Raw genomic sequence first — 26556 nt, 5'->3', positions numbered from 1 at the left:
TTCGCGAGGCTGGCGGCGTGAAAGACATGCCATGTGAATCGGGTCGCGTCGGCCGGAGATTTGCGATGTGGCGGTGGAGGCGGTTCTCGAAAATGATCGATCCGAACCAACCCGATCTATTGGGCTATCTCGCCGGCGCTCTGGAGCCCGACGAGCGGCACGCCGTCGAGCAAGCGCTGGGGCAGGATCCTTCGCTGCGAAATGAGCTGCGCCGCGTTCGCCGCCAGTTGGAAGAGATTCAAAACGCCGATTTCGGCTGCACCGATCTTGATGATCCGCAACACATCCCCGATCCCATCTCCGCCGATTTCGAAACCGCCGAGTGGGACAGCCCATCGCCGGGCCTGGCCGATCGGACCTTGCAGTTCATCGCTCAGCAACGCGACCTCATCGAGAGCGCGGAATCGCCGCGCGTTGAATTGGCAAGCGGCCCGAGTTGGCGCGGGCGGGCTTCCCGCCGCAGCGTCGCACGCCGAAGCAATGGTGCCCGCGAGCCGCTTGCATCGGGTGCCGCGGCCTGGCGTTTCGTTGATTTCGCCGTGGCTTTATCCGTATGCTTGGCGCTGGCGACATTGGTTTTGCCGATGGTTAACGCCAGTCTCTCGAAGGCCCGCATCACCGCGTGCGCCAACAATCAGCGTGAGATCGGCGTGGCATTGACTCAATACAGCGAACATCAAAATGGCTTTTTCCCGCGCGTGGCCGAAAGCGGGACACTCGCGGCCGGCGGGATTTATGCTCCCACGCTTTTAGGAGCCGGCTACGTAACCGATCCCCGCGTTTTCGTCTGCCCGGCGTCGGCGATTGCCGACGATCCGTCGCTGCGGATTCCGACACTCGCGGAGCTTGAGGCGGCCACCCCCGACGAAATGGTTCAACTCCGCCGCCAAATGGGCGGCAGCTATGGCTACGCGCTCGGCTATCGGGAATCGGGCGTCTATCGGCCGACGCGAAATCTCTATCGCGATTCGTTCGCCCTCGTGGCTGATATGCCGTCGGAAGATTGTGCTTCCAGCCCGAACCACGCCGGCAACGGCCACAATGTGCTCTTGGAAGACGGGCAGGTCGTGTTCTTGAAATCGTGCCGGCTGATTGGCTCGACCGACGATATCTTCACCAACGACGAAGGCAAAGCCGCCGCCGGCTGCCACATCAACGACGCGGTGGTCGTCCGAAGCGATGTTTCTCCCTAGCAGGCTGCGCCGCTTACGCGAGGACCGGCACAGTGGGTGGCAAGCACGGCAGCCGGAAGCACGACGCGCGAAACCACAAGCGAGCGGCCGCGCCGCACCGATCATCCGCCGCGTATGCTGGCCCGTGGCCCCCCCGACCTCTGACCTATGGCCTCTGGCCCCCGCTTCGCTAGTACGTGCGGTCATTGCTCGCGAAGAAGATATTCAACAGCGTGTTGCGGGCGCCGCAGCCGGCGGGGAGAGATTCGCGGCCGTGCCAGCTTTTCTTGCTCCATGAATTCGACACGGCGAACGCGTAGCCGGTGTTCGGGGCGAACACGAATTGCTTCACCTTCTCGAATCGGCCGTGCCAGGAATACACACCGGCCGGCGAATGGAAGCGGCGGCGATAGAGGGCCGTGCCGAGCTCCAGTTGGCTGCGGTCGCGCGGCAAGTAGAGTTGCATCGTGACGATTTTTGCCCGGCCATCCGGATGCGGGGCGATTTCATAACCGTCGAGATCGCGGAACAGCGACGGTTTGCTGTACGACGTGATGTTTTCCACTTCGTTCTTGGGCATGCCAAAGCGGGCCGAGAGATCGGTGGCCAGCTTGCGGAACACGACCTGCTTCACTTCGGGGGCGTGCATGGCGTCGGCGACGGCGCTCCACAGTTCGCGCTTGTGCAGCGGCAAGTCGGCCAGATTTTCCGGCGTGAACGAAAACACGTCGCGGGTGCTGATCCCCTTGTCGTTGTGATATTTGCTGGCATCGAGCGGTTTGTAGCGATCGGGGGCCGGAAAGTCGTCCATCATCTGGACGTAGACATCGTCGGGAAACACGTTTTCCACGTAGAAATGCGAAAACGGCTCGTCGTGCGATGGCGTTCGCTCGAGCGATTCCAACAGATGCTCGAGAACGTAGGTGCGGACGCTTTGGGCATTGATCGTCGCCATTCGGATGCCTCCAAGGAGCGGTAAAGCCGTTTATTCCACCGATCGCTTCGCCAGCGCCGGCAGCGATGGTTTGCCAGCGGCATGCGACTGCCATTTCAAGGGGGCGAATTCAACCGCAAAGCCCCGGCCCGGTCAAGGTCAAACGCCCCCCGATCGCCAGGCGGCTCGGTGCGGCTAGCCGCGAATCGCGCGGCGTGGGCGATGCTATAATCCGGCTTGGAAGCTAACGGATAACGAGACGCCCCGAGATTCGCACGTTGAGCCCGAATCGCATCATCATGCTGTTGGCAACAGCGCTGGCAATCTCGGTCGCTACCGCCTCGTTGGCGGCCGACGACAATCGGTTTCCGGCGACGCCCGATGCCGCTTGGGATGCGGCATTCACGCGCGCCAGCGGCTGGACCGGCGGCGATGTCGCCGGCACCGTCGATCTAGGCGACGGCCGGGTGCTATGGCTATTCGGCGATAGCTGGATCGGAACTGTTGCCCACGGCCGGCATGCCAGCGGGTCGCGGATGGTCAACAATGCGATCGCGATCCAAGCCGAGCAGCCGGGAGCGAAAGCCGATATCCGCTTCTACTGGCAAGGCGGGATGAAAGATCTCAAGGCTTGGATCGCTCCGCCCGCAGACAAGAAAAAACCAAATGGCTGGTACTGGCCCGCCGGCGGCGGATGCGTCGTGCCCGGGCCGGGAGGTCGGCCGCGGCTCGTGATCTTTCTGTTTCACATCGGCAAACAGGAAGGCAAGGGCGGAATCTGGGGATTCAAAAGCCTCGGCAGCACGATGGCGACGGTCGACAACATTGCCGACCCGGTCGAGAAATGGCAAGTGCGGCAATTCGATATTCCCTTCGCCGTCGCGGCCGACGAGGGGCAGGCTGCCGCAAACCAAAAGCTCCGTAAGCGGGAAATAAGCTGGGGCGTGGCGGCGTGCCTCAACCAACCGAACGGTGAAAGCGCGAGCGGCGGATGGTTCTATATCTACGGCGTGCGGATCGATTCGCCACTCAATCGGCAATTGCTTTTGGCCCGCGCGAAAATCGATGCGCCCTCGCAGTTCGACGCGTGGCAATTCTACGCCGGCGGCGGAAAATGGTCGGCCGCCGCAGCCGACGCGGCACCCGTGGCCGAAGGCGTTGCCCCGGAGCTGTCGGTCGAGCGATTGCCCAGCGGAAAAGAATCTTCGCCCGGCCAGCGACCAGCTTGGATCATGGTGTATAGCGAATCGCCCTTGGGCCGAAAGATCTTCGCGCGCACGGCCGATCGGCCGGAAGGACCGTGGAGCGAACGGAAGGCGGTTTATTCGGTGCCCGAGTTGGAGCGCAACCGCGTGTATTTCGAATATGCAGCCAAGGGGCACTTTTGCTTGTCGGGCCGCGACGCTTTGCTGATCACCTATCTGGTGAACTCGACGGATTTCGCAGCCATGGTCGGCGACGCGAGCATCTACCGCCCACGCTTCATTCGCGTGCCGCTGGCCGACATCTTTTCGCCGCTGAAAGATCGTCGCTGAAGGATCATCGCTGAAGGATCATCGCTGTTGCCAGGCGGCGAAGCCGCGCGTGATGACACGCTGCCGCATAGCGAACCCGCAGCATTAGTGGTCAACTCGCGATTCACAGGCGCATCGGAAGAGAAATCATCCACGATCAAGAAGGATAATGAGCCCCGAGAGCGCAAAAAAAGGCCCCCGGAAAGGCCGGGTCCCAGGGGGGCAAAGGACACCATCCGTTTCCGGGAGCGATTGGACGCTCGTTGAATTGTCGCGCGAACCATCGATTGCGTTCGGTCCGCGAAGCTTGCCGGTCGCCCTCAAGAAAAGGTCTTTGGAACTGATCTCATGCGGCGAGCGGAAGGAAGAATGTCGAGCGGCAGGAAATCGCACCCTGCCGAGTCGCTTCTCTGTTCCCGTGGCTCCCCGTGCTGCTTTTGCCCCCTGCCTCTAATATTCGAAGCCTGCGGCACGCATCCTTGCCGCCGACAGTGCTTCGGCGGGCCGCAGGAACCGCCTGAAGCAGTTCCCCATGCAGGCCCATCCACCGTGTGGACGCTCGTGTTTCGCATCTGCGCCGGAAGCGGTTTGCCCTGCTCCATGACGCAATTCGTGGCGGGAGAATATGGAAATCCCTGCGACCGGTCAAGGGCGGTTTTTTGAGGGGCCAGAGATCGGTTTTCGCCGCTCGACGCTGGCGAGCTGGCCCCCAAACCCGCTACCCCCCGGTCTGGAAATCGATCGCGGCATCAAGGGGGCGGATTCCAACGAGCTTCCGACGACAGAATCTCGCCTTCTAGCTACAATTCGGCCCATGCCTTTCGGTGGTCCCGTTTGCCCGTCTGCAACCTGGCCAGCGCCGTCGGCCGGAGCTGCCCTGCCGCCGCGGGTTTGACTGATTTGACCGCTCGCCGGCGTGAAATCTTTAGATTTTTGTAGCATAACGCTTGCGTTGGGAATAAACTAATTCCTATCGGCAGACGGCTCGCGATTTGCCGCTCGTCCGCCGATCGGCGGTGTTCACCGGCAGATTTGATTGTGCCCGCTATTGGTTGATCGAGTTTGGCGTGGCGAGAAGGGGGACGGTCCCCGTTTTGCTCCGAACACTCCGCAAAATGGGAACAGTCCCCGGCGGCTCGTTGATCGCACGATTCACAACGGTTTGGCCCTAGTCACTAACTCATCTTCGTTGAGAGCGCGGCGCCTGCGGAACACGTCGCGCTACCACGTTGTCGTTCGCCCTAGATAGGAGCGTGCAGTCATGTGCAAGTCCAAGAATTCATTCTGGACGTTGGCGATGTTGGCCGTCCCCGCCGTAGGTTTGCCTGCGATAGCCGGGATGGCGTGTCTGTCGGCGAGCGCCGCATTCGCGGCCAATCCGGCAGTTGTGGCCGGTGCGACCGCGACCACCAGTCCAACGGAAGCCGAGGCAACCCGTTGCGACACCTACAAAGCGCCGAGCGGCACGACCTACTTCGCGCTGAGTCTGCCGCCGGTGACTGCGGCTCCATCCGACACTCGCGAAATGGTCATCTTGTTCGACACATCGGCCGGGCAAGCCGGCGTGTATCGCGACAAGGCCCTTGATGCACTGGACACTTTGCTCCACTCGGCCGGACCGAACGATCGCGTGCAATTGTTTGCCGTCGATCTCAATCCGATTCCGTTGACCAAGGGTTTTGTCGCGGCAAACGGCCCTGAGATGGATGCGGCGTTGGCGCAATTGCGGCGACGCGTGCCGCTCGGCGCGACCGACATGGGCCTTGCCCTCACTAAGGCCGCCGCGAGCTTCGCCGGCAAATCGACGGCCGAACGTTCAATCGTCTATTTCGGCGATGGCAGCAGTGCGGCCAATCGCACCGTCAGCGAATATCCGAAGATCGTCGAGCAACTCATGGCTTCGCATGTGTCGATGATTAGCTATGCGGTTGGGCGGCAGCTAGACGCGGCGTTGCTCGCGGCGCTGGCCAACCAAACCGGCGGCAATTTGCTGGTCGATGCCGACCAGATGACGGGCAAAGAAGCGGGGCAATATCTGATGCGCTGGGTTGAAGCGCCCGTCGTTTGGCCCACCAGCACGATGCTCCCGAAATCGATTGCCGAAATTTTTCCCAAGCACACCCCGCCGCTGCGAACCGATCGCGATACGATCGTGCTCGGCAAGCTCGCCGCGGCCACGCCGGGTGAGCAGATCAAACTGGCCGGCGAAACCGCCAATGGCAAGACGGTCGACTTCGCTTGGACCGTCGATCCAAAAGCTTCGGACGCCGACAATTCTTATATCGCTGAATTGGTCGATGGCGCCCAGGCCGATGGCGGTCAGCGCTTGCCGACCTTGGGAAGCCAGGGTTTGTGGGAATCGCGGCGTTTGATTCACTTGGGCGCCCAGGATTTGGCCCGGCTCGGATCGCAGATTGCCGCCACGGGCAATAAGGAACCGGCCCGGCAAGTGATCGCCGAAGCGCTTCGCCGCGATCCGAACAACGCTCGCGCGCTTGCCGTGCGGGATCAGCTTGATGGCCATGTGCGGCAAGTGGCGATGCAAAGCGGCGAGACATTAGGCAATCCGCCGTCTCCCGAACCGCCTCCCGCCGCGGGCGATCTGCACTTGATTGGCCCCAACGCCGGCCAAGGCCCCGCGCCGGGCAGCGATCAAGGCAATTTGTTGCAAAACTTCGAAGCGGCCACCAAGCTGCAAATCCAGCAAACGGTGGTGGAAGTCAATCATGAATTGGACACTTCGCGGGCACGGGTGGCCACCGATCCGGGCAGCGTTCTCCAGGAACTCCGATTGGTGCTCGATCGCGTACAAACCGCGCCGGAATTGCCGGCCGACACCCGAGCTCAACTGGTCGATCGCATTCAAGCCGTGCTGTTGCAAGCCGCCAATCGGCAGGAAATCAATCAAACTCAGCAAGCGACCGCATTGCGAGCCGAGGCGGCGGCCAAGGAAAACATGAATCTGCAGGATGCGATCAGCCGCCGGCAAGAGAAACTCAAGCAACTCGTCGAGCGGATGAACGCCTTGCTTGCCGAGGGCCGATATGCCGAGGCGCAAGACGATGCCGCGGCCGAAATCGCCCGCACTGCTCCGGCCGACAACCCCGACAACACGATCGCCGCCTCGACGCACGACAACTCGCTTTATTTGGCCTACGTCGCGCTCAACACGATCAACCGCCAGACGCAAGAGAAGGAATATCTGGCGACATTGCATCTGGTCGATCAGTCGGCGATCGCGTTTCCCGACGATCAGCCGATCGTTTATCCGCCGGCCGATGTTTGGCGCGAGCTGACCAAGGCCCGCGAAAAATATCGTAGTGTCGACTTGAAAGAGCCGGGCAGCGCCGAGGCCAAGATTCTCAAGGCCCTCGACGAGCCGACAGAAATGGATTTTGTCGACACTCCGCTCAAAGACGTTATCGACTCGCTCTCCAGCCGGCACGGGATCAATATCGTGCTCGATGCCAAGGCGTTGAATGATGCCGGCGTTACGCCCGACACGACCTTCACCAAGAGCCTCAAGGGAATCTCGCTTCGTTCCGCGCTGCGGCTATTGCTGGCGGAAAAGGATTTGGCCTACATCATCGACCACGAAGTGCTGCTGATCACGACGGCCGACGTCGCCAAAACCAAGACCGTGACGAAAGTCTACCCCGTGGCCGACCTTGTGTTGCCGATCAACAACAATGCCGGCATCAATCCGTTCCAAACCGGCGGCGGCTTGGGCGGCAACGGTGGAATCAACAGCGGGATGGGCATGGGTATGGGCGGCGGCGGTATGGGCATGGGCGGATTCGGCAACGGCGGCGGCATGGGTGCCGGCGGCTTCGGCGGCGGCCTCGGCGGCGCCTTCGACGTGCCCGACAACGGTGCAGCGGTTCCGAACGTTGCAGCCACGGCAGCCGTTCCCAGAGCAGCCGTTCCCGCAGCAGCCGTTCCCAGAACAGCCGTTCCCGCAGCACCGGCCAAGGCGGCCAGGATCGATCCTCCCGCGGATAAGGATGTCGAAGCGGCTTGGAATAGTTATTTTGCTCGCTTGCCGGTTCCGGAACTCGACAGCAAAGATCTGGCGACCCGCCAGAAGGCCGCGGCCCAATTGCGCGATCAAGGAGCCGCCGTGCGCGAGACCGCTCGGCAGCTTATGAACCAGCAGAAGTTCGCCGAAGTGGCTTCGTTGGTGCGCGGGGCCCTGCGCAACGGTTGGGGGCAGCCATGGATGTATGAGGTGCTCGCCTTGGCAATGCAAGCCGACAATCAACCGCGTGCGGAAATCGAGCGGGCGCTAATGTCGGCCGTGGCGATGGCCCGCACCAATGAGGACGTCCTGTATATCGCCACGTACATGAGCCGCATGGGATTCGACACGCGAGCGCTGAAGCTCTATCGGCAGGTGGCCGCGATTGATCCGACGCGATTCGAACCCTACATGCACGGTTTGGAAGTGGCGATTCGGCTCGGCGATGTCGGCGGCATTCAATGGGCTTGCGTGGGCGTCTTGGGCCAGGCTTGGCCGGCCGACAAGGCCGACGTCGTCAACCTCGCCCGGCGCACCGCGATTGTTACACTCAAGGAGCTTCGCAATCAGAAACGCACGGAACAAGCCACCCGCTTCGCGGCCGCGCTCAACGAGGCGATCATTCGCGACTGCCTTGTGCGAGTGACATGGAACGGCGATGCGGAAGTGGATCTCGCCGTCGAAGAGCCGGCCGGCACGGTCTGCTCGCTGCGCAATCCGCACACCAGCTCCGGCGGCATCCTTCTGACATCGAGCTCGCATCGCGATTCGATCACCGATGAAGGGACGTCCGAGGAATACGTTGTCACGCAAGGTTTCCCCGGCAAATATCGCATGCTTCTGCGGCGAGTTTGGGGCAAGCCGACGGCCGGGAAAGTGACGGTCGAAGTTTATACCCACTTCGGCGCGAAGAATGCCACGCTGATGCGGAAGCAAATTCCGCTCGGAGATACCGATTCGATGGTCGAGTTCTCGCTGAAGGAGGGTCGCCGGCACGAGGCGATTGCCGACGCTCAGGTGGCCAATGCAATCCAAGGAATGGCCGGCCTCAATCAGGCGGTGCTGGCCCAGGCTGCCGTTGGTCCCGCCCCGGGCAACCAACAGGTGGCTGCCGCCGTCGGAAACACGGACATCACTCAGAAATTGGCCGCGATCAACGATCCCACGGCCCAGCAATCGTTTTCCGTCTCCCGCAGCACTAATCCGCTCAACAACCTGCCGAACGGGGTCAATGCGGCCGGATTCTTCCCGTTCGCGATGCAAGGCGCCGTCGGCTATCAGCCGGTGATCACGACCCTGCCGTCGGGAACCAACATGTCGGCCACGGCCGTCATCTCGGCCGACCGCCGGTATGTGCGCATCACGGCAACGCCGCTCTTCTCCTCGATCGGACCGGTGCAAACGTTCAATTTCGAAAGCGGCGTTCAACAGCAAACGCAAAGCGGTACGAGCGGCCAAGTCGGCGGTACGACCTTTTAGGCTGCCTCGGGTTAAGCATTCAGGGCGGCGTCAGCTTATACGAAACAGGCGCCGGGCGTTCGCGGTGGTTTGCGCCGCGAACGCTTCGGCGCTCAGGCCGCGCACATTTGCCAGGCATGCCGCCGTGAGCGCGACGTTTGCGGGTTCGTTCCGCTTGCCGCGGAGTGGATGCGGCGACAGATAGGGACTATCCGTTTCGACCAGAATCCGATCGCTCGGCACCGTCGCCGCTACGGCCCGCAAATCGTCGGCCTTCTTGAATGTCGCCATTCCGGCGAAGCTGATATACATCCCGAGCGCCACGCATTCGGCCGCCGTCGCAACGTCGCCGGTAAATGAATGCATCACGCCGCTCAGGAGTCCACGGCGCCGGGCTTCGCGCAACATCGCCAGCACCTCGGCCTGGCTTTCCCGCGTGTGCACGATGAACGGCAGATCGCGCGCCTGTGACAGCCGCAAATGGCGGTCGAAATAATCCTGCTGCAGAGCCAAGGGAGCATGATCGCGATACTGATCCAAGCCGGTTTCGCCTAGCGCGACGATGCGCGGCTCGGCGGAGAGCCCAACGACACGGTCCCAATCTCCGTCGGCCGCCTCGGCGCAATAATTTGGATGAATGCCGACCGCGGCATACACGGGCGCATGCTCGCCTGCCAACCGCAGCACCGCGGCGCTCGAATCGGCAGAGACTCCGATTGCCACCATCGTGGCGACGCCCGCCGCGTGTGCCCGCTCGATTACGGCGATTCGATCGGCATCGAAATCCGTCTGATCGAGATGGCAGTGCGTGTCGAAGAGCAGCATGGCTTGGCCTGGGCGAATCGATGATCGGAAGGCGGCAAATCGCGCCAATCAAATAGTGGCAGCACCGCTCGCCACGGTGCGCAACACTTCGCCGGCGGCTTCGACGTCGTCGCGGTCGACGTCCAAATGCGTCACCATTCGAACCGATTGATGGCCGATCGCCAGCGTCAGCAAGCCATGTTGCTTGAGACGGGCCGCGAATTGCTCGGCCGTGCCTAGCTCCGGTTCGACGTGGAAGATCACGATATTCGAATCGATTTCCGGCGGCGTCAGCGACAGGGCGTCGATCTCGCGAACCAGGTTGGCCAACCGCCCTGCGTTGGCATGGTCGTCGGACAAGCGGAGGATATTGTTCTCCAGCGCGTAGAGGGCGGCGGCCGCGATGACTCCGGCTTGCCGCATGCCCCCGCCAAACACTTTCCGGTGCCGGCGAGCTTGCCGCATGATCTCGCGCGAACCGCAAATGGCCGAACCGATCGGCGCCCCCAGCCCCTTGCTGAAACAAACGCTGACCGTATCGAAGTGCTTGGCCCAATCGATGGCCGACGTTCCCGTGACGACGACCGCGTTGAAAAGCCGGGCGCCGTCCAAATGGGTCGATAGGCCATGCTCGTGAGCCCAGCCGCAAAGCTCGGCGACGCTGTCGAGCGGCTGAATCCGTCCCGCGCCGCGATTGTGCGTGATCTCGAGCGCGAGCAAGCGGGTGATCGGGGCATGGTCGTTGTCGGCTCGAATGCGGCCGGCGAGTTGCTCCAATTTCAGGATGCCGAACCGCCCTTCGATCGGCTGGGCCGCGATTCCGCTCAGTTGCGCGTAAGCCGATTGTTCGAAATTGAAGATATGGCAACCGGCTTCGCAGAGGAATTCATCCCCGCCGCGGCAGTGGAGCCGCAGGCCGATTTGGTTCGACATCGTTCCGCTGGGGACGAAGAGCGCCGCGTCTTTGCCCAACAAGCCGGCGATTCGTTCTTCGAGCCGGGCGACGGTGGGGTCTTCATGGAACACGTCGTCGCCGACCTCGGCGGCCGCCATCGCGGCCCGCATCCCGGCCGAGGGCTTGGTAAGCGTGTCGCTGCGAAAATCCAGAATCCGGCCGGTGCTTGCTGTTGGCGTCATCATGGTCTGTTATAGATTCCCCCGGGGGGTTCGCCCGCCGTTCGGCCACGGCCCGCTACGCACGGTAGTGGCACGTCTTCAAGTAGGTCAGGCTTTCCAATCTGACATTCCTCGGGCTCCGTCAGCCTAGAAAGGCCGACCTACGGTAAACCGTACCACTACCCATGGCCCCGTAGACACGCCGCCCGCCCCACGCTTCAATAGTATGCCGACGCCCATTTCGATCGTCGGATGCCGCATTATGGCGCTTGGCGAATCGAATGAAAAGAGCCGCCGCATGCCGCCGATTCCACTCAAGATCCCACGGTTCGACACGCGCGATTACGATGTCGGCCGAGCGCTGGCCGAATTGCGCGAGCGGCTCAATCCGCGCGAAGGCGTGGTGAGCGAAGCGGGCCGGCGGCGGACGATCGAAGTGTTCGGCGAACCGCTTTCGCCCCCCCAAGTCGTCGAGCGGATCTGTAGCGACGTTCGCGCTAAGGGCATGGCGGCCGTTCTCGATTATTCGGCCCGCATCGATCGTGCTCGGCTTTCGCCCGAAACAATTCGAGTTCCCGCGGCGGATTTAGCGGCGGCCCATGCTGCGGCATCCGGCGAATTTTTGGCCGCCGTGCGGCGCGTGCGCGAAAACATTTTGCGTTTTCAAACGGCGATCTTGACCGGCGACGTTCGCTTGGAAGTGGCCGGCGGCGGCTATTTGCGGCAACGTTATCTTCCTTTGCGGCGAGTGGGAATTTGTGTGCCCGGCGGCGCGGCTGCCTATCCATCGACGGTGCTGATGACCGTTGTGCCGGCGCAAGCGGCCGGCGTTGCCGAAATGGCGGTCGTCGCTCCGCCGACCACCTTTGGTGCCTACAATGCCGATCTGCTTGCCACGTGCCATGAGCTTGGCGTAAGCGAAGTGTATCGCATGGGGGGCGCGCAGGCCGTCGCCGCGCTGGCCTACGGCGTCGAGGGGATTCCACGCGTCGATAAGATCGTCGGGCCGGGCAATCTGTTCGTGGCGCTTGCCAAGCGGTTCGTCTTCGGCGACGTCGACATCGATTCGATCGCCGGGCCGAGCGAAGTGGTCGTGATTGCCGACGATTCGGCACAAGCCGATCGCGTTGCCGCCGATCTGATTGCTCAAGCCGAACATGCGCCGGGAGCGAGTGTCTTGATTAGTTGGAGCCCCGGTCTGTTGGACGACGTCGCCGAGGAGTTGAACCGCCAGTTGGCCGAGTTGGAACGCGGCGAATTGGCGCGACAAAGTTTGGAACAGTTTGGGGCGCTGGTGCAGGTGCGATCGGCCGACGAAGCGGCGGATTTGGCGAACCAGATCGCGCCCGAACATTTGCACATCGCCACCGACGAAGCGGAGCGGCTCTTGGAAAAAATTCCCAACGCCGGCGCTGCTTTTTTGGGGCATTTTAGTCCCGTGGCGCTGGGCGACTATGCCGCCGGTCCGTCGCACGTGTTGCCCACGGGCGGCACGGCCCGTTTCGCAAGCGGACTTTCCGCCAACGACTTTTTACGCTCGGGAAGCGTGATTGCGTTCGATCGGGCGGCGCTCGAAGCGGTGGCCGGCGATATTCGCGCGCTGGCGGAAAAGGAAGGATTGTCGGCCCATTGGGCGAGCGTGCGGCGTCGGGTGAACGGCTGAGGGAATTGTTTTACGGTGAGAACCTTGTAACGAGGCGTCCCTCGCCAACGCTTCGGGTTAGTACTTCTGCCGACAACGTGGCGGCCATACTAGCCCGAAGCGTTAGCGAGGACGGCGCCACGCTAGACGCCGATTTTGCGAATTGGACAGGAATAGATAAAACCCAAGACACTTCATCGCATGACTTTCGTTCGGCCGGAAATCGCGAGCATGAAGGGCTACGTGCCGGGGGAGCAACCGCGCGGCCGCGCGAAATTCATCAAGCTCAACACCAACGAAAATCCCTACTCTTGTTCGCCGGCAGTGGGCCGGGCGATCGCGGCGGTCGTCGAGCGCGGCTTGCGGAAATATCCCGATCCGCTGGCCGAGGCCTTTCGCGTTCGGGCCGCCGCCGTGCTGGGCGTCGAGCCGAACTGGATCGTGTGTGGCAACGGCAGCGACGATATTCTGACGATCGTTACCCGCGCTTTCGTCGGCCAATCGGATTGCTTGCGATTGCCGTACCCGAGCTACATCCTTTACAAGACGCTTGCCCAGTTGCAAGGGGCCGAAGCCGAGGAAATCCGGTTTCACGCCGATTGGTCGCTCGGCGACAATTTCGCGGCCGCTCGGCCGCGATTGAAATTGGCTTTCCTGCCGAACCCCAACAGTCCGTCGGGCACGGTGCTACCGCCGGCGAAGATTCTGGAATTGGCCGAGCGGTTGCCTTGCCCGCTGTTGGTCGACGAGGCGTATGTCGATTTTGCCGAAGTGAATTGCGTCAGCCTGGTTGGGCAGAACGAGAAAATCATGGTTTCGCGAACGCTCAGCAAGTCGTATGCGCTGGCGGGGCTGCGGTTTGGTTTCTTGGTGGCCCAGCCGCAAGTGATCGAGCAGCTTGTGAAAGTGAAGGATTCCTATAATTGCGACTCGCTATCGATCGCCGCCGCCACGGCCGCGATCGACGATCAAGCTTGGCTGGCCGAGAATCGAAAGAAAATCCTCGCTTCCAGGTTGAAATTGACCGCTGGAATGCGTGGGTTGGGCTTCGCGGCGGTCGAATCACAGGCTAATTTTGTCTGGTGCCCGCATCCGTCGCTGGCGGTTCGGCCGCTGTACGAGCGACTTAAGGAAGAGCAAATTCTGGTGCGATATATGGATTATGCCGGTTGGGGGGACGGCCTGCGAATTTCCGTCGGCACGCCGGAGCAGGTCGATGTCTGCCTGGCGGCGCTTTCGCGGATGGTGTAGGCGGATCTAAAAAGCCAGTGGCATAAGAGAGACGGAATGACGACACAATCGCCCACGCCGCGCACGGCCCAGATCGACCGCCACACCGCGGAGACCAAAATCCGCGTCGAGCTTTCGATCGACGGCGGCGGCACAAGCCGCATCGCGACCGGCATCGGCTTCTTCGACCACATGCTCACGCTGTTGGCCAAGCACGCGGCCTTCGATCTGGTCGTCGAAGCCGAGGGCGATTTGCACGTCGATCAGCACCACACGGTCGAAGACACCGGCATCGCTCTCGGGCAAGCCATTCGCCAGGCGCTCGGCGATAAAAAGGGCATCCGCCGCTACGGTCATTTCACGCTGCCGATGGAAGAAACGCTCGTCACCTCGGCCCTCGATTTGAGCGGGCGGTATGCGATGGTTTTTCAGGTGGCATTCAACGCGCCCAAGATCGGCGAGTTCGATAGCGAGCTTGTCGAAGACTTTTGGCAAGCCGTGGCCGCCAATGCGCTGATGAATCTGCACGTGATCTTGCACCACGGCCGCAACAGCCATCACATCAGCGAAGCGGTATTCAAAGCGACGGCCCGCGCCCTGCGAATGGCCGTCGAGCCCGACCCGCGCATGCCCGGCGTGCCGAGCACGAAGGGTACGCTGACGGAGTAGGAGCGGAGGGGGATCGGAGGTCAGTGAGGCGCGCGCAACGTCGCAAACGCAGCGCCCAACTGACTGGGATGGAAGCCCACCTGCCGTTTCGCGCCTCACGATGCGCCGCCGCTTGCTACAATTCAATTGCCAATTGAAGAGGAACCCGGAAGTGATTCCGATGTTGTACGAACTCGACGCGATTTACGAAAACGGCATGTTGAAACTCGACCATCCGTTGCCGTTGGAAGAGCAGCAGCGAGTAAGGATCGTGGTGCAAGACCGGTTCGTCCGCAGCAATCGGGAGAGAAGAGGGATTGGTGGGCAGTATTGCAGGAAATCAGAGCCGACCAGGCAAGGCGCGGATTCGTCGGCACTGCAACTGGCGTGGATCGAGAAGCCGACGACGCCCACGATGCGCGAGTGCGCGAGATAACGAAGAACACCGTGCATGGTTACAAGGATGCTGATCTACCTTGATGCCGTAATCGTAATCTATACGATCGATGGCTCTCCGACCTTTCGAGCGAGAGCAGATGCACGCCTGCTCGCAGCCAGGGCGGGCGGGGGATGTCCTCGCGACGAGTGATCTGACACGGTTGGAATGCTTAATTCAGCCACTACGCCGCAATGACCTTATCGCGCAGCGAATTTCTCGAACTTCCGGAACCAAACAACCGTGCTGCCGTTGTCATCGGCCGTTTGCGACGCCGCTGCCAGGATCCGGGCCGCATGCAGGTATTCCACGGTCGACTCGCTCCATATGGCAGCCGCGATGGTTGGCGGCTGCGGGATCGTGCTAACAAACGATCTACGACTTCTCCAGTTCTGGGAGCTTTCCGTGGAAATTCTGCCCTAGGGTCAGTTGGTGTATCAAAACGGCTCGGCGCATGTACGAACTGATCGACTTCGGCGAGGGGCGGCGGCTGGAGCGGTTTGGAATGTATCTGATTGATCGGCCAGCGGCTGGGACGCAAGGCGTTTCGCGGGATCCGCAATCGCGCGACCATTGGTCGCAAGCCACGGCGCGATTCGAGCCTTCAGCTCGCGCTTCGCCGCAGCGCGGAACATGGCTGCCAGCCGATGGGCTGCCGGAAAGCTGGAGCGTTGAATTCTGCGGCATTCGCTTCGAACTCAAGCCGACCGAGTTTGGGCATCTAGGAGTGTTTCCCGAGCAGGCGGAAAATTGGCGGTTCATCGGCGAATGGGTTCGTGACTTTCGGAGCGCGGGGCCGGCGAGGCGGCCGAAATTGTTGAACCTGTTTGCTTATACCGGCGGGAGCACGATCGCGGCGGCCGCCGCCGGAGCCGAAGTGGTGCATGTCGATAGCGCCCGCGGCGCGGTGGCTTGGGCTCGGCGAAACGCCGAGTCAAATGGTTTATCGGCGGCGCCGATTCGCTGGATCATTGAAGATGCCCGCCGATTTGTCGAACGCGAATTGGCCCGCGGCAATCGCTATGACGCAGTGATTCTCGATCCGCCCAGTTATGGGCATGGTCCGAAGAGACAAGCGTGGAAGATCGATCGCGATTTGCCGGGCTTACTGCGCGGGGCCATCGCGCTCTTAGCCGGCACTCCGTCGCTCGTGCTGCTGAGCTGCCATACGCCCGGCATCGCCGATGCAGTTGCCGCGCAGATGATCGACGAATCTGTGAAATCCATCGGTCGAAGCGGCAGGATTGCTTCCGGCGAACTAACGCTCCGCGCGACTTCCGGCCCGAAGGTATTGCAGTGCGGAGTGGCGGCCCGCTTTTGCGGCTGATCGCAATTGCGGGACAACTCTGACGAATCCTCGCTAGGGCTTCGCGCCGGCGGGCGACCAGTGGAGCACGGGATTCCGCGCGGCGGCGACTTCGTCGGGACGGCTGATCGCGGTCGTGTGTGGGGCGTCGTGCAATAGCTCGGGCGATTCCTCCACGATGCGAGAAAGCGTTTCGGCAAACGCATCGAGCGTTTCCTTGCTTTCGGTTTCGGTCGGCTCGATCATCATCGATTCGCGGACCGTCAGCGGAAAATAAACCGTCGGGGCGTGAAAACCGTAGTCCAACAGTCGCTTCGCCAAATCCATCGCCGACACGCCGCGCTCCGCCTTGAGCCGCGCGGCCGTGGCCACGAATTCGTGCAGGCAACGGTCGCCATGCGGGACGGGCAAGATGTGCTTCACTCGGGCGAGCAGATAATTGGCGCTAAGCACGGCATTTTCCGAAACCGCCCGCAAGCCGGCCGGGCCATACGTGCGAATGTAGCAATAGGCCCGCACGAGGACGCCGACATTGCCCATGAAGCTGCGCACGCGGCCGATCGATTTCGGCCGGTCGTAGGCGAGCCGATAGCAGTCGTGGCACTCGGCGCCGTCGCCATTCTTGCTCGGCTTCGTATTGGCCTGCTCGTTGATATTTTCCGCCACTTTCACGACGACCGGCGAGGGCAAATAGGGCTCGAGCATTGCGCGGACCGCGATCGGCCCCGCCCCGGGACCGCCGCCGCCGTGCGGGCCGCTGAATGTCTTGTGCGGATTGAAATGCATCAGGTCGGCCCCGAAATCGCCGGGCCGGGCAATGCCGAGAATGGCGTTCATATTCGCCCCGTCCAAATAGATCAGCCCTCCGTGGGAATGGACTTCGTCGGCAATCGTGCGCACTTGCCGATCGAACAGGCCCAGCGTGTTCGGGTTGGTGATCATGAACACGGCGGTCTGGCCGTCGAGCTTGGTCCGCAGATCGGCCAGATCGACGCAGCCGGAGGAATCGCTTTTCACGGTGACGGTTTCGAAGCCGGCCATCGCGGCGCTGGCCGGATTGGTGCCGTGGCTGCTGTCGGGAGTGAGCACCTTGGTGCGCCGTTCGCCGCGATCGCGGAAATAGGCGGCGGCCACCATCAGCGCCGTGAATTCGCCGTGCGCTCCGGCCGCCGGCTGCAACGACACCGCGTCGAGCCCAGCGATTTCCGCCAAGATCTGCTGCATCGCGTAAAGCAATTCGAGCATCCCTTGCAGCGTTTCCTCGGGCTGATAGGGATGCAGATCGGCCATGCCGGGCAAATTGGCGAGCCGCTCGTTCCGCTTCGGGTTGTATTTCATCGTGCACGAGCCGAGCGGGTAGAAATGCGTGTCAACCGACATGTTCTGCGTCGAAAGATTGAGAAAATGCCGCACGATCTGCGTCTCGGCCAATTCCGGCAGCGGCGGCGGCGCGGCGGCGATCGCGCCGGCCGGCAGCAGTTCGTCGATCGCCACTTCCGGCACATCGGACTTCGGCAACCGCACGTCGCGCCGGCCCGGCTTGGAGAGCTCGAACAGAAGTTGTGTTGCAAGTGTGTTGCGCATATTCGTAAAGCTTGGGTTTCAACACTAGCCGGAAGCGTCAGCGAGGGACGACTCGCCATAGCGATCCCCCTCGCTAACGCTTCGCTCCAGGCTTTGTCTCAAAGCAACAACCCGATGTATACCAAAACGTCCAATCCGTCTGGTCTGTCAACAATTCCCTCGCTGACGCTTCGGGCTAGTGTTTACGCGTCAACCATTTCTTGGCGACGGTTGGGCTGGCTGACGCAATTGGCCAGTGCGTCGATTTCGCGGCGGGTCCGCTTTTCCGTGACGGTCACCAGCAGGCAATCCGACAGCCTTGGATACCACCCACCCAGCGGCACGCCGGCGAAAAAGCCGGCCTGCAGCGCATCGGCCACGAGCGATTGCACGCCGCGGTCACCATCGCGGACGACGAATTCCTTGAACACCGGCGCATCGAATGCCGCGCTCAGGCGGCCCGTCTGCGTCAATCGGCCGCGGGCGTAGTTCGCTTTTCGCAGGCACGCCTCGGCCGTTTCGCGCAAGCCCTGCGGGCCGAGCGCGGCGAGATACACGGTTGCTCGAAGCGCGAAAAGGCCCTGATTCGTGCAGATATTGCTGGTGGCTTTTTCGCGGCGGATGTGTTGCTCGCGGGTTTGCAATGTCAGCACCCAGCAGCGATTGCCGCGGCGATCGACCGTCTGCCCGGCGATGCGGCCCGGCATGCGGCGAACGAATTTTTCGCTGCACGCCATGATGCCCAAGTAGGGCCCGCCGAATTGCATCGGCGTGCCGAGCGATTGCCCTTCGGCAACAACGATATCGACGCCAAATTCGCCGGGCCGACGGAGCAATCCGAGACTGATCGGGTCGACTGCCGCCACGACCATCGCGCCGCGCTCGTGGGCCGCTTGGACGAGCGATTGCAGGTCTTCGACGCAACCGAAAAAGTTCGGCTGCTGGATCACGACACAGGCCGTGTCGTCGCCGATCGAGCGGGCCAGCAGCTCGGCGCCGGTCGTGCCGTCCGGCGTCGCGACCGTATGCAGCCGCACGTCGAGGTTCGACAAATACGTGGCGATCGTTTGCCGATATTCGGGATGCAAGTTTTCGGGCACGACGACGCTTCCGCGGCGGCCCGTTGCCGCGATGCACATCAACACGGCTTCCGCTGCCGCGCTGCCGCCGTCGTACATGCTGGCGTTCGACACATCCATGCCGGTCAGTTGCGTGATCAGCGTTTGATATTCGAAAAAGACTTGCAGGTTGCCTTGGCTGGCCTCGGGCTGGTAGGGGGTGTAGGAAGTGTAAAACTCACCGCGGCCGGCGACATAGTCGACCACGGCAGGGATGAAATGGTCGTAGCTGCCGCCCCCCAGGAAGCAAATTTTTTGCCCCGCGGCGACATTTTGGCCCGCCAACTCGGCCATGTGGGCCGTGAGTTCCATCTCATCGAGCGCCGGCGGGAGATCCAGCGGCCGCCGCAGCCGCAATTCGGCCGGCACCTGCGCAAACAGCTCTTCGATCGACGCGACGCCAATCGCCGCGAGCATCGCTTGCTGATCGTCCGGTGTGTTGAGAATGTAGGACATCAAAATGTCTAATTTCTAATGACGAATGTCTGAAATAGGCTACCGGCGACAGGGACGAAGATAAGGGGACTCGCGTCCTGTAGTCTCAATCCTTTAGCCTTCTTCGTCATTCGCCGTTTGCTTTAGTGTCCTTCCTCGGCGCATTGGGCTTGATAGGTCGCGTAGTCCATCAGCGAGTCGAGTTGCTTCGGATCGTCGAGTTGGATTTTTACCATCCAGCCGGCGCCGTAGGGGTCGCTGGAAAGCGTTTCCAGATGATTGGGCAAATCGGTGTTGACGGCCACGACTTTGCCGCCGACCGGGCTATATAAATCGCTCACGGCCTTGACCGATTCAATCTCGCCGACCGATTGCCCAGGCTTCACCTGCCGGCCGACCTCGGGCAATTGCATGAACACCAAGTCGGTGAGCGCTTCGACCGCGAAGGAAGAAACGCCGAGCGTGGCGACCTGTTGGCCTTGGCTATCTGGCTCGACGTGAACCCATTCGTGGGTTTTTGCGAAACGCAGTTGTTCGGGATTCACGGCATCGGCCTTCGGGTTGCAAAGATGGTTAGTTCGTTTTCGGGCGGCGATAAAGCGGCAGCGGCACGACGCGGGCCGGCTCTAATTGGCCGCGGATATCGATGGTCAATTCTGTGCCCGGTTGGGAAAATTCGGCCCTCACGTAGCCCATCGCGATCGGCCGCTTGAGCGTCGGTGAAAACGTGCCGCTGGAAATTTCGCCAATCACATTATCGTCGCTTGCTTTTGAACTTCGTCGAATTCCATAACCCTCTCGCGGCACGCGCTTGCAGGCAAGTTCCAACCCCACGCGCACTCGCTGGCGAGGCCGGCTTGCGATTTGGGCCAACGCGTCGCGGCCGGGAAAATTGCGGCCTTCGAGATTCACGGCGAAATCGAGTCCGGACGTGAACGGATCGATCGATTCCGACAGCTCATGGCCATACAGCGGCATCGCGGCCTCGAGTCGCAGTGTGTCGCGCGCTCCCAGTCCGACCGGAACGGCGCCCACGGATTGGCCGGCCGTCAACAGCTTTTCCCACAGATCCGCCGCGCCGGCGGCCGGCACGATCAATTCGAAGCCGTCTTCGCCCGTATAGCCGGTGCGGCTGACGACGCTCAATTCACCGCCGTGGCCGACGCTCTTGCCGTAGTAATAGCGCATCGCGTTCAAGCCGGGATGGAGAACATCCATCACCAGCTTTCGCGCCGCGGGGCCCTGCACGGCGATCATGGCGGTGGAAAACGTTTCGTCGCAGCAAACGACGCCACTCGGGAGCAGATGGGCCGCGATCCAGTCCAGAATTTTTTGGCGATTGCTGGCGTTGACGACAAGCAAATACGGAACCTGGTTTTCGCCCGGCGCTTGTTCGGCCGCGGACGGATCTTGCAAGCGATACAGCAGCACATCGTCGAGAATTCCGCCGGAGTCGTTGGTGACCAGACTATAGCGGATTTGGCCCGGTTGCATGTCGGCGACGCGGCGCGTCAGCAGCGAATCGAGAAATTCGGTGGCGCCGGGGCCGGCAAACGTGAGCCGGCCCATGTGCGAAATATCGAACAACCCGACCGCATGCCGCACTGCCTCATGCTCGGCGACGATCGATTCGTATTGCACCGGCATCGACCAGCCGGCGAAATCGACCATGCGGCCGCGATGGCCGACGTGCCAATCGGAGAGCGGCGTTTTGGCCAGCGGCGGATTCATCAGCGTGGCAGGCATCGATGGAACGGCACGGAAGATCAAAGAGTCTGGCGGCAATCGGCCCACAACCGCTGGTATTGTATCCGTTTGGGTTGTGCCTGCCAGGGGGACGCGAAACTCGGCCGACTGCGATGTAGCCCTATTGTAGCAGGCACACTCCGTGTGCCGTCCGCGCTCCGCAATGCGTCGCGCAATGAGCAGCGCCGACGGCACACGGAGTATGCCTGCTACGTTGGCTATCCCGACACCTCGCTTCGCCAACTCGCTCAGTGTTTGCGCCGTTTCTTGGTGCCGTTGCGAGAGACATTGGTCTTCTTGTCGCGCACCTTTATTGCCGCCGCACGGCGGCCGCGGTCTACGAGCCGGAAATCGAGTTCGCGGCGGTCGATGTCGACCCGGGCCACGCTCACGCGCACGCGGTCGCCCAACCGGAAACTATTGCCGGCGCGATAGCCGGTGAGCGTGTGCGTCGTGCGGTCGTAGCGGTAGCGGTCGTCGGCCAGCGACGCGACGCGGATCAATCCTTCGGCCGGAATGCGAATTCCCTCGGCAAACAGCCCGAACTCCTCGACCCCGGTCACCACCGCGTCCATCTCCTCGCCGATGCGGTTCTGCATGTAGATCAGCAGCTTGAGCTTGGTCAACTCGCGTTCGGCGGCTTCGGCCCGTTGCTCACGATCCGAGCAATGCTCCCCAAGGGCGACCAATTCGGGCATGCTGCCGGGCGATTTCTTGCCGTGCAGCAAGTGTTCCAGCAGACGGTGAATCGTAAGGTCTGGATAGCGGCGAATCGGCGATGTGAAGTGGCAATAGCAATCGCTCGCCAGCGCGTAGTGCCCCTCTTCGATCGGACTGTAAATTGCCCGCTGCAGGCTGCGCAAGACGGCATAGTTCACGGCGTGCTGCTCGGGTTTGCCGTCGACCAATTTCAGCAGCGCTTGCAGGGCGAAGCGGCTTTGCAGGCTTTCGGTTTGAAAACCCATCGCGGCGACGAATTCGTCGAGGGCCTTGAGCTTGCGCGGATCGGGATCGGAATGCACGCGGCGGAGAAATGGCAGACCGGCGGCGTACAAAATTTCGGCCACGGCTTCGTTTGCCGAGAGCATGAATTCTTCGATGATCTGGTGGCTCTCGGTGTTCTCGACGACATGCGCTCCCGACACCCGGCCATCGGCATCCAGATCGACCTTCACCTCTTTCATCGTCAATTCGAGCGCCCCGCGGCGAAATCGCCGCTCGCGCAGGATCATTGCCAATTCGTGCATCCGCTCCAGCAGCGAATGCACCTCGGGCGTCAACCGGCTTTTCCAAGCCTCGCGGTCGGCCAAGAAGCTATCAACCTCTTCGTAGCTGAATCGCCGGCAACTGCGGATCGCTGCCGAGTGCGGATCGGCGGCCACGCGCGCCCCATCGGCTGTGAATTCGATGAATACGCTTTTGGTGAACCGGACTTTGTCCGGCTGCAGGCTCGCCAGGCCGTTAGAGAGAATCTCGGGCAGCATCGGGATCACGCGGTCGGGCAAATAAACGCTCGTTCCGCGGTTGAGTGCTTCGCGATCCAGCGGCGAACGCGGCCGCACGAAGTGCGACACGTCGGCGATATGCACGCCCAATTTCCAATGCCCATTCGACAGCCGCACGAGCGAAATCGCGTCGTCGAAATCGCGGGCATCGACCGGATCGATCGTGATCACGGTCTCGCTGGTCAGATCGACGCGCGGCGGATGAATCTCTTCGCTGAACCGATCCGCCTGATGGCGAGCGTCTTCGAGCACATCGTCGGCAAAATGCTCGGGCAAGCCATACTCGCGAATGATCGACAGTGTGTCGACGCCGGGCTCGCCGCGCCCGCCAAGCACTTCGGTGATCACGCCCTCGCCATCGTGCACATGCGATGGAAAGCGGATCATCTCGAACACGACTTTGTCGTCGGGCCGGGCGTTTTTGGCGCCGGGATCGCCGAGCAGCACGGGCCGGCTGAACACCGTGCCATCGACTTGCACGAACGCGCTGCCGGCCGATTCGAAATAGGTGCCGACGAATTGATGCGTGTCGCGTTCGACGACTTCGACAATATCGCCTTGCGGATTCGGGCGGCGAACATCGCGCTGCTTTTGCAAGCGCACGAGCACGGTGTCGCCGGAAGAAGCGTCGAGCGTGCGATCGGCGGGAATGAAGATATCGAGCTTGCGGTCCGCTCCCGGTGCGGAGCCGGCCGGACGGACGAATCCAAACCCGGCTTGCGCGCGGCGAAAAACGCCCGTAACAAGATTCGGTCCGCGCTTGCCCATCGCGACCGATGGTCCGGGGAGCAGCGGGCCAGCTTCTGAATCGCCGCCCCCGTCTTCCTCACTGGCCGCCGTTGAACTGCGAACCGACGATTCCGCCAGAGCGTTGCCCTTTTCGGCGAGCGCAATCGGCATGATCAGGTGGCTGGGCCCGTAGGCGAGTCGGCCGGCCTTGATGAGCCGCTTGAGCAGCCGTTTGAAGTCGTGCCGCTCTTCTTCGGAAATATGAAGATGCTTGGCGATCACCCGCGGCTTGACAGGCCGATAGCCCGCCGCGCCGACAAAATCGAGAATTTCGCGTTCGAGATCGGCGTGGGGCATTGGGAGGAGGCTACAGGCTGAAGACTACAGGCTACAGATACGAAGGCGACGGACGCTTGCGCGTCGTGTAGTCTGTAGCCTTCAGCCTGTAGCCTTCTACGATACCGGCCGCTTTTCACCCTCGCGTGTGCCTTTGAACAGCTTCCGGTTCAGGTTCGGGTGATACTGCGTCCACGGGCTTTCGGAATTCGAATCGTCGCGGATCAGTTGCTGGAAGTGATGAATCTTGGCGTCGAGGTTGTCGAGCGAGTGGAGCGTAATCGCTTCGAGCGTCATCGGCAGCTTGGGCGAGCCGAATTCATATTGCCCGTGATGGCTGACGATCATGTGCCGCAGCCGCAGCGCGAGTTCGTCGGGAAATTCTTCGCCCGATAGCTCGGCCGCTTGCCGCAATTTTTCGTCCAGCATGCCCAGCGCCAGCACGACGTGGCCGAGCATCTGGCCCGAGTCGGTGTAGCTAAAACCACGGTCGCAATTGAGCTCTTCGATCTTGCCGATATCGTGCAAGAACGCGCCCATCACGACCAATTCGAAATCCACCTTCGGATAACGCTCCGCGATCCGCACGGCTATTTCCATCAGATTCACGACGTGTTCGAGCAAACCGCCCGGATAGGCATGATGATTCTTCACGCCCGCCGGCGTGCGGCTGAATCGATCCATGAATTCTTCATCGGCGAGGAAACACTCGGCCAGATTGCGCAAATGTGGATCGGAAATATCGCGGAGCAATTCCGCCAGCCGCACGGCCAATTGGTCGATCTCGGCCGGCGAGAGGGTCATGAAATCGGCCAGATCGATCTCTTCCGGTCGGGCCTTGCTGACACTGGTGGCGATCATCTGCAAGGCGCCTTGATAGATTTGCGTGGTGCCTTCGACGCGGACGAAATCGCCGTCTTCGAAACCGCGATGGTCGGCGTCGGTGGCATTCCACATCCGGGCGGCGAGCGAGCCGCTGCGGTCCGACAGTTCGACCTGCAGATAGAGATTGCCGTTCCGATTGGGCCGCAATTGCTTTTGCGAGGCGAGGAAAACTTGATCGACGGATTCTTGGTGCCCCAATTGATTGACAAAACGACGCGGCATCGGAAAACCTGCAGGTGAGCAAACGCGAAACAGCCGTACCGCAAAACGATTGATTCTAGCGCCGCCGCGGCAGATGAACAAGGGACGGCCGACCGACCGGCACGCTTCCACTTTCGGGCCAAGTTAGGAGAGGCGGCCGCCGCCGCGTGGGGGGGTTCAAACCGGATCTCCACCGCCAGCATGCGAAACCACGGACCGATCTAGCCTCGAAAGTGACAAGGCCAGAAAGAACGTGCATCGGCAGTCGGGCAACCATCGCCAACCGGCCGTGTTCCCAATCGGAAGTTCTGCTAACATCCATTCTGTTGCCTGCACCGCATCGTCGCCAATCCCTGCTCTCTGTCCCCTGGTTCCTGCCCCATGCTTCTCGATTTCATCCGCTGGCTGATTGGCTTAGCCAAGCCGGAAAATCTCCGGCAATTGGTGAGCCTGGGTGGGCCGATCTGGATCAGCTATTTGATTCTGATGGCCATCGTGTTCAGCGAGACCGGGCTGTTGGTGGGGTTTTTCCTGCCCGGCGATTCGATGCTTTTTGCCGCTGGCTTTCTTTGCAGCCAGCATGTGTTCGACATCGGACTATTAATCGCCGCCTTGTCGCTGGCGGCGATTGTTGGCGATGCGGTGAATTACTATCTCGGCTTGCAGATGGAAGAACGTGTATTCGAGAAAGGGCGATTGCGCTTCGTCAAGCATGAGCATTTGCTCGCGGCGAAGGCTTTTTATGAGCGGCATGGAGGCAAGGCGATTGTGCTCGCGCGGTTCGCCCCGCTAATCCGCACCTTCACGCCGTTTGTGGCCGGCGTCGGCCGCATGGGCTACCGACGTTTTGCCATATTCAATATTGCCGGCGGGATTGGTTGGGTAGCGACGATGTCGCTGGCCGGCTATTGGCTCGGGCGGATCAAGTTCGTCAGCGAGCATTTCGAGCACGTGATTATCCTGATCGTGTTTGTAAGCTTGCTGCCGATCGCGATAAGTTTTTTCCGCGCATGGCGTGGCCACAAGATTGAGCTGCACGCCGCATCGCCGTCCGATGGCTGAGAGTTTGTGAAAGCCCCCCACCCTCACCCTTCCACATGGGCCGCCGCGCACTTCGCAAACTCGATCCGGCACTCGATCTTTCGCGGCATTTGCTGGCGCTGGATGCGCTTTCGCGCCCCTGGGACTGGCGGGCGATTTTCGATCGCGATGCACCGGTCGAGGTCGAGGCGGGCTGCGGGAAAGGGCTTTTTCTGGCGAGCGCCGCCGCTGCGCATCCGGAGCACAATTTTCTCGGCATCGAACTCGCGGCTCGTTATGCCCGCTTCGCCGCCGGCCGGCTAGTTCAACGTGAGTTGCCGAACGCACGCATGGTGCAAGGCGACGCACGCCGGTTGTTTGCAGAATTGCTTCCCGAGCATTCTTTGGCGGCGGTGCATGTGTATTTCCCGGATCCGTGGTGGAAGGAGAAGCACAAGAAACGCCGTGTGCTTACCGAGCCCTTTCTGCGCGATATCGAGCGCACGCTGCTCGCCGGGGGCGCGCTCCACTTTTGGACCGACGTGGAAGAATATTTTCAAGAAACGCTGGCGATCTTGGCCACGGCCACGCGTTTAGTCGGCCCGCTGCCGGTCGCCGAGTTGGAACCGGCCCACGATCTGGATTACCGCACCCACTTCGAGCGCCGCATGCGATTGCATGGCCGACCGGTGTATCGCAGCGAATTCAGAAAGGCTGTGAGACCGTGAGGCTTTGAGGCT

Annotated in this window: 19 protein-coding genes; 10 read left to right on the top strand and 9 right to left on the bottom strand. The window is 61.7% G+C overall.

The window, feature by feature from the left end:
* Positions 1-92: 92 nt before the first annotated feature.
* Entirely contained in the window at positions 93-1193 is a 1101-nt protein-coding gene (locus tag VHX65_03915) for a hypothetical protein (protein ID HEX3997679.1), read from the top strand.
* Between the two features lie 169 nt (positions 1194-1362).
* Here VHX65_03915 and VHX65_03910 read toward each other — a convergent pair whose 3' ends face one another.
* Positions 1363-2127, bottom strand: a complete 765-nt coding sequence (locus VHX65_03910) for a hypothetical protein (GenBank protein HEX3997678.1) — start codon at positions 2125-2127, stop codon at positions 1363-1365.
* A 257-nt stretch (positions 2128-2384) separates the two neighbouring features.
* On the opposite strand from VHX65_03910, the gene VHX65_03905 reads away from it, so the two are divergent.
* Both VHX65_03905 and VHX65_03900 read left to right on the top strand, forming a co-directional pair.
* On the top strand, positions 2385-3641 hold the full coding sequence (locus VHX65_03905) for a DUF5005 domain-containing protein (protein HEX3997677.1): 1257 nt from the start codon (positions 2385-2387) through the stop codon (positions 3639-3641).
* A gap of 1240 nt (positions 3642-4881) precedes the next feature.
* A complete protein-coding gene (locus VHX65_03900) occupies positions 4882-9117 on the top strand; it encodes a hypothetical protein (GenBank protein HEX3997676.1) in 4236 nt (1411 codons plus the stop codon).
* A gap of 30 nt (positions 9118-9147) precedes the next feature.
* Here the strand turns inward: VHX65_03900 and VHX65_03895 are convergent, their stop codons facing one another.
* On the bottom strand, positions 9148-9921 hold the full coding sequence (locus VHX65_03895) for a TatD family hydrolase (protein ID HEX3997675.1): 774 nt from the start codon (positions 9919-9921) through the stop codon (positions 9148-9150).
* Between the two features lie 48 nt (positions 9922-9969).
* On the bottom strand, positions 9970-11040 hold the full coding sequence (locus VHX65_03890; GenBank protein HEX3997674.1) for a GntG family PLP-dependent aldolase: 1071 nt from the start codon (positions 11038-11040) through the stop codon (positions 9970-9972).
* Between the two features lie 202 nt (positions 11041-11242).
* Between VHX65_03890 and hisD the strand changes: the two genes are divergently transcribed.
* The 5 genes from hisD (at position 11243) to VHX65_03865 (ending at position 16299) form a co-directional block, all read left to right on the top strand.
* Complete coding sequence (hisD, locus tag VHX65_03885) at positions 11243-12679, top strand: histidinol dehydrogenase (protein ID HEX3997673.1); 1437 nt, start codon at positions 11243-11245, stop codon at positions 12677-12679.
* A gap of 180 nt (positions 12680-12859) precedes the next feature.
* Positions 12860-13909 carry a histidinol-phosphate transaminase gene (hisC, locus tag VHX65_03880; GenBank protein HEX3997672.1) on the top strand — a complete coding sequence of 350 codons (1050 nt, stop codon included), beginning with the start codon at positions 12860-12862 and terminating at the stop codon, positions 13907-13909.
* A 36-nt stretch (positions 13910-13945) separates the two neighbouring features.
* On the top strand, positions 13946-14557 hold the full coding sequence (hisB, locus tag VHX65_03875; protein HEX3997671.1) for an imidazoleglycerol-phosphate dehydratase HisB: 612 nt from the start codon (positions 13946-13948) through the stop codon (positions 14555-14557).
* Between the two features lie 160 nt (positions 14558-14717).
* Positions 14718-14972, top strand: coding sequence for an antitoxin family protein (locus tag VHX65_03870; protein ID HEX3997670.1), 255 nt, complete (start codon positions 14718-14720; stop codon positions 14970-14972).
* Between the two features lie 454 nt (positions 14973-15426).
* Positions 15427-16299: a class I SAM-dependent methyltransferase gene (locus VHX65_03865; GenBank protein ID HEX3997669.1), complete on the top strand. Its 873-nt coding sequence runs from the start codon at positions 15427-15429 to the stop codon at positions 16297-16299.
* A 33-nt stretch (positions 16300-16332) separates the two neighbouring features.
* On the opposite strand, the gene gcvPB is transcribed toward VHX65_03865, so the two are convergent.
* The 6 genes from gcvPB to VHX65_03835 all read right to left on the bottom strand — a co-directional run bounded on the left by gcvPB (position 16333) and on the right by VHX65_03835 (position 24817).
* A complete protein-coding gene (gcvPB, locus tag VHX65_03860; GenBank protein ID HEX3997668.1) occupies positions 16333-17862 on the bottom strand; it encodes an aminomethyl-transferring glycine dehydrogenase subunit GcvPB in 1530 nt (509 codons plus the stop codon).
* Positions 17863-18044: 182 nt separating this feature from the next.
* Positions 18045-19415: an aminomethyl-transferring glycine dehydrogenase subunit GcvPA gene (gene gcvPA / locus VHX65_03855; GenBank protein ID HEX3997667.1), complete on the bottom strand. Its 1371-nt coding sequence runs from the start codon at positions 19413-19415 to the stop codon at positions 18045-18047.
* Positions 19416-19537: 122 nt separating this feature from the next.
* On the bottom strand, positions 19538-19939 hold the full coding sequence (gcvH, locus tag VHX65_03850; protein HEX3997666.1) for a glycine cleavage system protein GcvH: 402 nt from the start codon (positions 19937-19939) through the stop codon (positions 19538-19540).
* 28 nt (positions 19940-19967) lie between these two features.
* On the bottom strand, positions 19968-21140 hold the full coding sequence (gene gcvT, locus VHX65_03845; protein ID HEX3997665.1) for a glycine cleavage system aminomethyltransferase GcvT: 1173 nt from the start codon (positions 21138-21140) through the stop codon (positions 19968-19970).
* A 248-nt stretch (positions 21141-21388) separates the two neighbouring features.
* Entirely contained in the window at positions 21389-23731 is a 2343-nt protein-coding gene (rnr, locus tag VHX65_03840; GenBank protein HEX3997664.1) for a ribonuclease R, read from the bottom strand.
* Positions 23732-23827: 96 nt separating this feature from the next.
* Entirely contained in the window at positions 23828-24817 is a 990-nt protein-coding gene (locus VHX65_03835; GenBank protein ID HEX3997663.1) for an HD domain-containing protein, read from the bottom strand.
* Positions 24818-25177: 360 nt separating this feature from the next.
* Between VHX65_03835 and VHX65_03830 the strand changes: the two genes are divergently transcribed.
* Both VHX65_03830 and trmB read left to right on the top strand, forming a co-directional pair.
* The gene (locus tag VHX65_03830) at positions 25178-25858 is read left to right on the top strand and encodes a VTT domain-containing protein (protein HEX3997662.1); all 681 of its coding nucleotides are present in this window, start codon (positions 25178-25180) and stop codon (positions 25856-25858) included.
* A 35-nt stretch (positions 25859-25893) separates the two neighbouring features.
* The gene (gene trmB, locus VHX65_03825; protein HEX3997661.1) at positions 25894-26544 is read left to right on the top strand and encodes a tRNA (guanosine(46)-N7)-methyltransferase TrmB; all 651 of its coding nucleotides are present in this window, start codon (positions 25894-25896) and stop codon (positions 26542-26544) included.
* Positions 26545-26556: the final 12 nt, after the last annotated feature.

Source organism: Pirellulales bacterium, from assembly GCA_036267355.1.
In the GTDB taxonomy this organism is placed as follows: Bacteria; Planctomycetota; Planctomycetia; order Pirellulales; family DATAWG01; genus DATAWG01.
Note: the sequence above shows the minus strand (reverse complement) of the source record. Positions and strands in the feature narration are given on the sequence as shown.

What these genes read in the sequence shown, in the direction of transcription:
- rnr (HEX3997664.1), bottom strand. Translation starts at nt 23,731, where the DNA reads ATGCCCCACGCCGATCTCGAACGCGAAATTCTCGATTTTGTCGGCGCG.
- VHX65_03900 (HEX3997676.1), top strand. Translation starts at nt 4,882, where the DNA reads ATGTGCAAGTCCAAGAATTCATTCTGGACGTTGGCGATGTTGGCCGTC.
- VHX65_03915 (HEX3997679.1), top strand. Translation starts at nt 93, where the DNA reads ATGATCGATCCGAACCAACCCGATCTATTGGGCTATCTCGCCGGCGCT.
- hisD (HEX3997673.1), top strand. Translation starts at nt 11,243, where the DNA reads ATGCCGACGCCCATTTCGATCGTCGGATGCCGCATTATGGCGCTTGGC.
- hisC (HEX3997672.1), top strand. Translation starts at nt 12,860, where the DNA reads ATGACTTTCGTTCGGCCGGAAATCGCGAGCATGAAGGGCTACGTGCCG.
- VHX65_03890 (HEX3997674.1), bottom strand. Translation starts at nt 11,040, where the DNA reads ATGATGACGCCAACAGCAAGCACCGGCCGGATTCTGGATTTTCGCAGC.
- gcvPA (HEX3997667.1), bottom strand. Translation starts at nt 19,415, where the DNA reads ATGTCCTACATTCTCAACACACCGGACGATCAGCAAGCGATGCTCGCG.
- gcvPB (HEX3997668.1), bottom strand. Translation starts at nt 17,862, where the DNA reads ATGCGCAACACACTTGCAACACAACTTCTGTTCGAGCTCTCCAAGCCG.
- VHX65_03870 (HEX3997670.1), top strand. Translation starts at nt 14,718, where the DNA reads ATGTTGTACGAACTCGACGCGATTTACGAAAACGGCATGTTGAAACTC.
- VHX65_03835 (HEX3997663.1), bottom strand. Translation starts at nt 24,817, where the DNA reads ATGCCGCGTCGTTTTGTCAATCAATTGGGGCACCAAGAATCCGTCGAT.
- VHX65_03830 (HEX3997662.1), top strand. Translation starts at nt 25,178, where the DNA reads ATGCTTCTCGATTTCATCCGCTGGCTGATTGGCTTAGCCAAGCCGGAA.
- VHX65_03865 (HEX3997669.1), top strand. Translation starts at nt 15,427, where the DNA reads ATGTACGAACTGATCGACTTCGGCGAGGGGCGGCGGCTGGAGCGGTTT.
- VHX65_03895 (HEX3997675.1), bottom strand. Translation starts at nt 9,921, where the DNA reads ATGCTGCTCTTCGACACGCACTGCCATCTCGATCAGACGGATTTCGAT.
- VHX65_03910 (HEX3997678.1), bottom strand. Translation starts at nt 2,127, where the DNA reads ATGGCGACGATCAATGCCCAAAGCGTCCGCACCTACGTTCTCGAGCAT.
- gcvT (HEX3997665.1), bottom strand. Translation starts at nt 21,140, where the DNA reads ATGCCTGCCACGCTGATGAATCCGCCGCTGGCCAAAACGCCGCTCTCC.
- hisB (HEX3997671.1), top strand. Translation starts at nt 13,946, where the DNA reads ATGACGACACAATCGCCCACGCCGCGCACGGCCCAGATCGACCGCCAC.
- trmB (HEX3997661.1), top strand. Translation starts at nt 25,894, where the DNA reads ATGGGCCGCCGCGCACTTCGCAAACTCGATCCGGCACTCGATCTTTCG.